This is a genomic window from Neobacillus drentensis (genome assembly GCF_036962765.1).
GTDB classification, from domain to species: domain Bacteria; phylum Bacillota; class Bacilli; order Bacillales; family Cytobacillaceae; genus Neobacillus; species Neobacillus drentensis_C.
The window spans coordinates 1,775-10,288 of sequence record NZ_JBALOS010000061.1 but is presented as its reverse complement, the minus strand read 5'-3'; the positions used below and the strand labels follow the sequence as shown (position 1 = coordinate 10,288).

At 36.6% G+C, this 8,514-nt stretch carries 9 protein-coding genes; 5 read left to right on the top strand and 4 right to left on the bottom strand.

Annotation, left to right across the window (positions count from 1 at the left end; translation table 11 throughout):
- Window positions 1-255: 255 nt before the first annotated feature.
- Window positions 256-567 carry a hypothetical protein gene (locus V7137_RS09725; RefSeq protein ID WP_335697896.1) on the top strand — a complete coding sequence of 104 codons (312 nt, stop codon included), beginning with the start codon at window positions 256-258 and terminating at the stop codon, window positions 565-567.
- A 61-nt stretch (window positions 568-628) separates the two neighbouring features.
- On the opposite strand, the gene corA is transcribed toward V7137_RS09725, so the two are convergent.
- Window positions 629-1,579, bottom strand: a complete 951-nt coding sequence (gene corA, locus V7137_RS09720) for a magnesium/cobalt transporter CorA (protein WP_335697895.1) — start codon at window positions 1,577-1,579, stop codon at window positions 629-631.
- A 155-nt stretch (window positions 1,580-1,734) separates the two neighbouring features.
- Complete coding sequence (locus V7137_RS09715; protein ID WP_420490112.1) at window positions 1,735-2,916, bottom strand: TIGR04053 family radical SAM/SPASM domain-containing protein; 1,182 nt, start codon at window positions 2,914-2,916, stop codon at window positions 1,735-1,737.
- Window positions 2,917-3,288: 372 nt separating this feature from the next.
- Between V7137_RS09715 and V7137_RS09710 the strand changes: the two genes are divergently transcribed.
- Window positions 3,289-4,062 (top strand): C40 family peptidase, encoded by a 774-nt coding sequence (locus V7137_RS09710; RefSeq protein ID WP_335697894.1) that lies wholly within the window; start codon window positions 3,289-3,291, stop codon window positions 4,060-4,062.
- A 111-nt stretch (window positions 4,063-4,173) separates the two neighbouring features.
- Entirely contained in the window at window positions 4,174-4,803 is a 630-nt protein-coding gene (locus V7137_RS09705) for a TVP38/TMEM64 family protein (protein WP_335697893.1), read from the top strand.
- On the opposite strand, the gene V7137_RS09700 is transcribed toward V7137_RS09705, so the two are convergent.
- Window positions 4,800-5,150, bottom strand: coding sequence for a hypothetical protein (locus tag V7137_RS09700; RefSeq protein ID WP_335697892.1), 351 nt, complete (start codon window positions 5,148-5,150; stop codon window positions 4,800-4,802). The genes V7137_RS09705 and V7137_RS09700 overlap by 4 nt on opposite strands.
- Window positions 5,151-5,267: 117 nt before the next feature.
- On the opposite strand from V7137_RS09700, the gene V7137_RS09695 reads away from it, so the two are divergent.
- The gene (locus tag V7137_RS09695; RefSeq protein ID WP_335697891.1) at window positions 5,268-5,873 is read left to right on the top strand and encodes a LysE/ArgO family amino acid transporter; all 606 of its coding nucleotides are present in this window, start codon (window positions 5,268-5,270) and stop codon (window positions 5,871-5,873) included.
- Between the two features lie 488 nt (window positions 5,874-6,361).
- Window positions 6,362-7,009, top strand: a complete 648-nt coding sequence (gene trhA, locus V7137_RS09690; RefSeq protein WP_335697890.1) for a PAQR family membrane homeostasis protein TrhA — start codon at window positions 6,362-6,364, stop codon at window positions 7,007-7,009.
- A gap of 55 nt (window positions 7,010-7,064) precedes the next feature.
- Here trhA and V7137_RS09685 read toward each other — a convergent pair whose 3' ends face one another.
- Window positions 7,065-8,435, bottom strand: a complete 1,371-nt coding sequence (locus V7137_RS09685; protein WP_335697889.1) for an MFS transporter — start codon at window positions 8,433-8,435, stop codon at window positions 7,065-7,067.
- Window positions 8,436-8,514 lie beyond the last annotated feature (79 nt).

Below are 8,514 nucleotides of genomic sequence, written 5' to 3'. Positions count from 1 at the left end.
ATTTCATCGTTTCTTTTGTATTTGTATTTACCAAAGAAATTCTCCTTTCTGATCAATCATTCCTTACTATTATACATAAATATGAAAATCATGTGTTTAAGAGCGATTATTGTCAACAATTTTAGTGGCACTGCATAAGGTAACAAGTGTTAAATTTTTTCAAATGGATTAAAAAATGTAGGTTTGGGCATGAATGGAGTATTCGAACTATTTGAAAAATTATTTTCGTATTATGAACACCAGGAGGAGAAAAAATTGACCAGAGCTGAATTATACCACTCTAAGCCGAAGCACTCTTTCCTAAAGGGTTTATTTTTTTTCATTGTCATGTGCATGGTATTAACCGGCAGTATCTTCGTTTTTCGTCACTATTATCAAAACACAATAAAAATTGAAGCACCCATAGAGAATCCAGGTCCTAAAGTGGTTATTCATCTGCCAAATGGGCAAAAAGTGTATACCTATGAAAAATTAATTTTCGAAAAAGACGGGAAAACCTATTATAAAGGTGAGCGGAATACGATTGATTTAACAGGCGGAACTGTTGCCTATGAAGAGTGGAAATAAGCAAGTGATCTTAGAAATGAAAGGACTAGCGGTGCTAGTCCTTTCATTTTTTTTTAGCCATTTATTTAAACCAACCTTTCTTCTTAAACCAAAGAGCCATTCCTATGGCAACTAAAACCATTAATATCAGCGTGGCAAAAAAACCATATTTCCATGATAGTCCAGGCATATAGTGAAAATTCATCCCGTACAATCCTGCTATAAAGGAAAGTGGCATGAATATCGTAGTTATCACAGTTAAAACCTTCATGACATGATTGGTTTGGTGTGAGTTCAGTGAGATATAACTGTCGCGGATGTCCGTGGTAAGTTCACGGTTTGCCTCAATCATTTCGGTTAATTTAAGTAAATGATCATGAATATCGGAGAAGTATTCTTTTTTCCCATTGATATAAGTCATTCGTTCAGAGTTGAGGATTCGATAAACAAGGTCCCGCATCGGTGTAATCGTATGCCGTAACGATAGGAGATGATGTCTAGTGTCGAATAAATCCTCGAGCAATGCCTCCATCGTTCTCCCTTTTGAATTTTCATCAATTTCATTTAACATATCCTCAATTTGATAAACCAGAGGAAAATAATTATCCACCATTTTATCAAGGATAATGTATAAAACGTGGGAAGGATCCCACCGATTAATACTTGTTGACTGATCAAATCGTTTCCACACCTCATCAATTTCGGCTGAGGGTTTGTAGTGAAAGGTAATGATATAGTTCTTACCGAGGAAGAAATCAATCTCTTCGCGCGTGAAGGTTTGTTGATTTAGGGCTTGTGTCACAAAAAAAGTATAGTCCTCATAATAATCCAACTTAGGTCTTTGTAAATGATTAATGCAATCCTCTATAGCTAGAGGGTGAAAGTTAAGAGGGGTCCTTAAGAATTCGATTTCTTCGGTAGTTGGGTTATAAAAATCAACCCAGTACCAGATTAAATCACCATTCATCAATTCCTCAATGGAAAGATCTCTCATTAACTGATACGTTTGATTTACTGCCATTGTTCTAATCATGTTAACTCCTTAGCATGTTCGTTATCCCTAAACTAATCATAACTATTAAAGATCTATTTGCAAAATGATTTAGGAAATTTATTAACTCCATTATCTAAGGAATATTGACTAAGAATAGAGGGATTCTTATGATAAGAATGCCCCTTTGGATATACTTATAAGATTGGTGTTGTTTCTTTATTTCTCATTACTTGTGGAATATAGACGCAGAACGGTTCACTTTCCATATAATCGCCTGTTACTGCATAAGTGCGTGAACGGGAACCGCCACACATTTTGTTATATTCACATACGCCGCATTTTCCTTTGTAATGATCGGGCTGACGTAATTCTTTAAATACTTTAGCCTCACGATAAATTTCAGCAAGCGGGGTGTCACGTATGTTTCCTCCAACGATTGGAAGTAATCCACTCGGCATAACATCTCCAATATGTGAGACAAAAGCAAAGCCGTTCCCGTCATTTACACCTTTTGGTGCCCGCTTTAAACCATCGTGCATGGAAGCAAAATCAGTGGTAATGGAGTCTTCGTAATGAATTTCACCCTTTTCAATCAGTTGATCCCGTGTTTTTTGCTGTAACACAACCCTGCGGTAATGTTGTGCTGCAGTCGTTTTGATATCATAAGGTGCGGTTTTGCTCAATTCATATAACCAACGGAACACTTTTTCATGCTCAGCTGGAGTGATACAAGCATCCATTTGACCTCTGCCGGTTGGAACAAGTAAGAATATGTACCACATGACAGCGCCAAGTTCGGCCACTAGTTTTGACATTTGTTCAAGAGAATCATAATTATAGCGAGAGATTACGGTGTTTATCTGCAATGGCATCTCTAATTCATTTAAGTATTTTATTTTTTCAACGGTTAGATTAAATGATCCAGGTGTACCGCGGAAGTGGTCATGAATTTCTGGTGTTGGTCCGTCTAAACTAAAGCCCCAGCGTGAAAGTCCGACATCTTTGAAAAGTTTCATTTTTCCTTTTGTTACATTTGCTGTGGCGCTAGGTGTCATCGAAACACGCATTCCTTTTTTGATTGCATAATCAGCAAGCTCATAAAGGTCTTCCCTCATCATACAATCACCGCCCGTAAAGACGAGCATGGGATTATCCATTTCATAAATTTGATCGATTAAATTGATTCCTTCTGCATGTGTTAGTTCACGTAAGTCTGGAGTAAGCTGTGCATCAGCTCGGCAGTGAACACATTTAAGTTGACAAGCTCTTGTTACTTCCCAAATAACTATAAATGGATTCTTGTCATAATCGATTACATTTCGCATTCCATGAGGATGCCCCATTGCATGTGGGTGTCCTTTACCTATTCCTTGCATCATCATCACCCAAATTCATTATGATTTATTAAACTAAAGATGTTTCTATAGGTTAATTATAGGATTCACAGACGATTGTGCATGGTAGGATTGTTACAATATTTCTACATTACAAGCTTGAATTGTCTAATCCGATAAATACGGTAAAAGTCAAATCCATTACATTTATGTTACAAATATATTATTTTATGATCTTAAATGCCATGTAAATCCTTATAAATTAAGAAAGTAGCTTTGTTTTTTTTGAAACATTTACGGCTATCCTTGTTAATAATGGGAAGCATTTCCTTGAAAGCCTTATTTTTGGGATTTAATCACTCCTTCTAGGTCGTTTATGATTGAGTTACACAGAAGAAATGAAGGGGTGCTACGGTGAAAAAACAATTATTATCATTCGCAGCAACGGCGGGGATCCTGTTATCTACATTTGGTGGTTCAGTAAGTGCACATGAAAACGTCTATACAGTCCAATCTGGTGATACATTATGGAAAATTTCCCAAGCCAACAAGGTTTCTATAACAGACTTAAAAACTTGGAATCACCTAACATCTGATACTCTTTATGTAAATCAAAAGCTTACATTATTAGCACCACACAGCCATGAAACAGGGACTGCAACGTATACGGTCCAAAAAGGGGATACCTTATACCTTATTGCTGTCCATAACAAACTATCGGTTGCTCAGCTTAAGTCACTAAATAATCTTACATCTGACACGATTTATGTTGGACAAGTTTTGAAAGTAACATCTAGTGGTACATCTACACCAGCGCCTTCACCCACCGTTTCAAAGGCACAAATGGTGATGGATGAAGCAAAAAAATACATAGGAACCCCATATTTATGGGGTGGAAATACACCTGCTGGTTTTGATTGCAGTGGGTTAACTAGTTATGTATTTAATAAGGTAGGAATTTCGATCCCACGAACAGCAGCTACACAGTGGTCTGGTCTGAAAGTAGTGACTACACCCAAGCCCGGAGACCTAGTGTTTTTTGAGACATTTGCTCCAGGGCCTACCCATGTAGGGATTTATTTGGGCAATAACCAATTCATTCAAGCTGGCTCAAAAGGTGTGTCGATTGCGGATATGACCAATTCCTATTGGAAACCAAAATACCTTGGTGCGAGAACTGCATTTTAATAGAGTAGTAGTAGGGGCCTTTCTTAATGAAAGGCCCTTTTTATTTTTTTAATAATTAAAAATATAGTAGAATGAATGTATTCGAAGAAATGAAGTGAATGGGGGAGCTGGATGTTTAAAAGAGCGTTAAGCATTGGCATTTTACTTGTGGTGATTGTGATTGGTATTTTTCAAAAAGATGAATTTATGCACCTAGTTAAACAAGGCGGGACGATTGCCATTTTCATCAGCATGCTGTTAGTAGCGATTTGCGTGTTTTTTCCCATTATTCCATTTCCAGTTTTAGCAGGAACGATTGGTGCTGTATTTGGGACATCACAAGGAATGATTGTTTCCTTGACAGGCGCAATGGTGGGAACAATGGCTTTCTTCTTCTTATCTAGGTATGGTTTCCGTGATTATGCACAACAGAAACTAATGAAATTTCCAAAAGTTCAGGAATACGATGAGTTTCTGAACAGAAACTCATTTGTTGCCATCTTAACCTGTCGTTTAATTCCAATCATCCCTGCGCCAGTTGTCAATATCATTTGTGGGTTAAGTCATGTAAAATGGCTGACTTTTTTTACGGCATCTATTATAGGAAAAATCCCAAATATTCTACTTTTGTCTTATGCCGGTGCTTCATTTAGCAATAACAAGCTTTACTCATTTGGTATCTATGGCGTATATTTAATCATCATTTTTATCATTAACTTTGTGATTATTTATCGAAAACAAGCAAAAAATTCAATGGATTAAACGACTTCTGAGATGTTTAAATCATTTTGCTTTTCTATAGAGATGAGTTCCTTAAAGAAGCTTTTTAAGATCAACCATTTAGCTGGATAACTGTATACGAAATCTTCGATCACTTGTGAAGAGTAATATAAAAAACAATCAATATGGACTTTTTCCTTTTTTAAATCGTATAAGAGTGCATGTGGAATCGTGTAATAGTCATTTAGTTGGAAGGGATTGAACTTCACAACTTGAATTTTTTGGTCGTTGATAAAATTTTTTAAGGATTGTTCCTGTAAGGAAATACTTTCTTCTTTCGTTAGCCCATTTAAACAAATACGATCATTTATAAAATAAATTCCCTGCATGATCTAACACCCCAATTCTTCTTGATTGGTATTGTTATTGACAGGGTTGTGAAGAAGTATACTTATTTTAGAAAATACATTTGTATCAAGATTGAAATAAAAATGAGGAGAGAGTAAATGTTTAGTGCAGCCATTCATGGATTTATTTTGGCATTCGGGCTAATTCTGCCGCTCGGAGTGCAAAATGTGTTTGTTTTTAATCAAGGAGCTGTGCAGCCAAGGTGGATTTATGCCCTTCCAGTCGTTTTAACAGCTTCTATTTGTGATACATTATTAATTTCATTAGCGGTCTTTGGAGTCTCATCCGTTGTTTTGGGTGTAACATGGATAAAGGTCACGTTGTTACTATTGGGGATCATTTTCTTGCTGTACATGGGGTATTCAACATGGAAAACGAAACCGCAAGCAGAAGGAACAATAGTTCAAACATTCACTACAAAAAAACAGATTGCCTTTGCAGCTTCCGTTTCATTATTAAACCCTCATGCAGTCATGGATACGATTGGAGTGATCGGCACGAGTTCAATATCCTATTCAGGGTCAGCTAGGATTACTTTTATGGTCGTATGTATTATCGTTTCATGGATTTGGTTTTTAGGGCTGTCGATTTTTGGCAGGTTGGTGGGAAGAGTAGATCAATCAGGGAAATTCATTTTGATATTAAACAAAATTTCCGCATTGATAATGTGGGCAACAGCGATTTATCTTCTGTTTTCATTTTGACAAAAAAAATTACCCAGCCATGGCCGGGTATTCAAACTAATCTATATTTAAGGGGGCGGAGGTTTAAGGTTCATCCGGGAACCTATTTCTATCTTAATAGATAATTATTAATAAACTATGAACGAAAAATTAATAGTTTAAGAAAAGGTGTGTAAATGAAAGATTTCCATTGTTGTGCGACATGCAAACATTTTATTGCCGAGAAAAAGGCAGAGGGGATTCTCTATTTTTGCGGTCGTTTAGGATTTGAGACAAAAACGAACTACAAATTTAATTGCTGGAGTCCTAGAGAAAACATTCAGAAACTAATCAATGATAGGAACAAAAATAGGAAGGATCAAAATAATTAAAGATACGTTTTCATTTTTCCTATTTATAATAAATGACAAATGTCTATTGTCCTCCTTTCATAATCATGTTATTTTCATGAATATTACTTATAAGTAATTGAAATAGTAGGCTTATGATAGGAAAGGAGCAAAATCCTAGTGGCAGCTACACATATTTTTTCCAAAAAAGAGGAACTAGCCAATTCTATCACACACGGGGTGGGAGCATTGCTAAGTATCTCTGCTTTGGTAATATTAATTGTTTTTTCATCTCATTACGGGAACGTTAGGCATATTGTAAGTTTTACAATCTTTGGTGTAACGATGGTTATTCTTTATCTGTCCTCAACATTGCTCCACAGCTTCCCAGAAGGAAAAGCAAAGGACATTTTCGAAATTTTTGACCATTCTTCTATTTATTTTTTTATTGCTGGTACATATACACCGTTTCTACTGGTAGTAATTAAAGGAACACTCGGCTGGACACTTTTTGGTATCGTATGGGGACTTGCGATTGCTGGCACAGTCTTTAAATGCTTTTTTGTGAAAAAATACCTTTTTTCTTCAACGGCATTATATGTAGTCATGGGCTGGTTGATTGTCTTTGCATGGAAGCCATTAGTTAAGAATCTGTCATCACAGGGGATGACCTATTTAATTATTGGCGGTGCTCTTTACACACTTGGCGCTATTTTCTATGTTTGGCGTGGGTTTAAATATCACCATGCGGTCTGGCACCTGTTTGTATTAGCTGCAAGTGTTGCTCACTTTTTTTGTGTGTTGTTTTATGTTTTGCCGATTAAGTAAAAGAAACAGCACTCAATCGAGACTGTTTCTTTTTTGATCGGATGAATGGATATCATCAAACATGGCGCATTTTTCTAAAATTGAATGTCTCTCGTGAAAACCACAAACTCATTAAGAAGCTGATGATTCCTGTTATCACTAAAACCTCTCCAATTATTTTCATGCTTTCCGCTGTAATGCCTTCTCCGAAAATTAATCCTAAAATGATCGAGGCTAAGATAGAGCCTAAATATCGGCAGGTTTGAAACAGGCCGGATGTAGTACCGATTATTTCTCTTGGACTTTCCTTTACCATTGCTACTTGGAGAACCACATTTCCAATTCCATAGCTTAAGCCCATGATCGATAAAATAATCCCGATACCCAGATAGGAGGTATGTACAAAAAACAGCATAAAAGCCAGCGCACCAATAATAGATATAAAAGCCCCAACCATAATCGGCTGGTTTATACCGGTACGATCGATCCATTTTCCAGTGACAGAAGAAATAATAATGCTTACACCTGACATAAACAACATTAACATACCGCTCAATTCAACACTTAAACCCATTCCTTCTTGAAAATAACTTGGCAGTCCGAAAAATAAGCAATAGAAAAAGATATTTAATAAGATAAACTGGATATACACCATCGAAAGCTTTGGATGGATTCTGAAAATCCGAACGTCAATAAAGGGTTCTTTTACTCTTAACTCTCTCCAGGTAAATAAACCGAAAAAGATAATACCAACAATACCCGACAGAAAATGTATTTTTTCATCAAAGGATAACAGGAACCATAAAAAGAATACCATTCCTGCAGCAAAAAATCCGATCCCAAGAAAATCGAGATGGGAAAATAATTCCTTCATTTGCGACTTATCCTTCTTAATGTCCTTCGGAAACATATACCAACCTAGAAGAAAACTGAGGATAATAAAGGGAAAATTGACCCAAAAGATTGCCGGCCAATTCCCTAGCACGATCAAGAAACCGCCAATTGTTGGTCCAAGTGCTACCATAGCTGAGGCAAAAATCGATAAAACAGCAAGGGCTGAGGCCTGTCTATCTTTAATATGGTCTCGAATTAATGCCATTCCTGAAGGGTAAATGGCACTGCTACCTAGTGATTGAAGAAGCCTCATGATCAGTAACATTAGAAAGGTGGATGCTAGTGGTGCACCAAGTGCAGACAGGGCAACTACAATCAGTCCGGTTAAGAAGGTCTTTTTTCGGCCGAAAATATCACCAATTTTTCCAGTTACCGGCTGTGCAACAGCACTTGCTAAATAAAAGCTGGATATTAACCAGGAAACGGTTGAAAAGGAAAGGTGAAAATCCTTTTGAATACTGTGTAATGCTAACGCAATCATAGATGAATTAAGCGGATTTAACATTGTGCCTGAGGCGACCGCCGTTAAAAATAATGCTCGATTTTTTTTCATGGTTTCTTCCTTTACTGGATTTAAAATCAATATATTTTTTGCAATATCAGCAACATCATACTAAATAATAGTATATTTC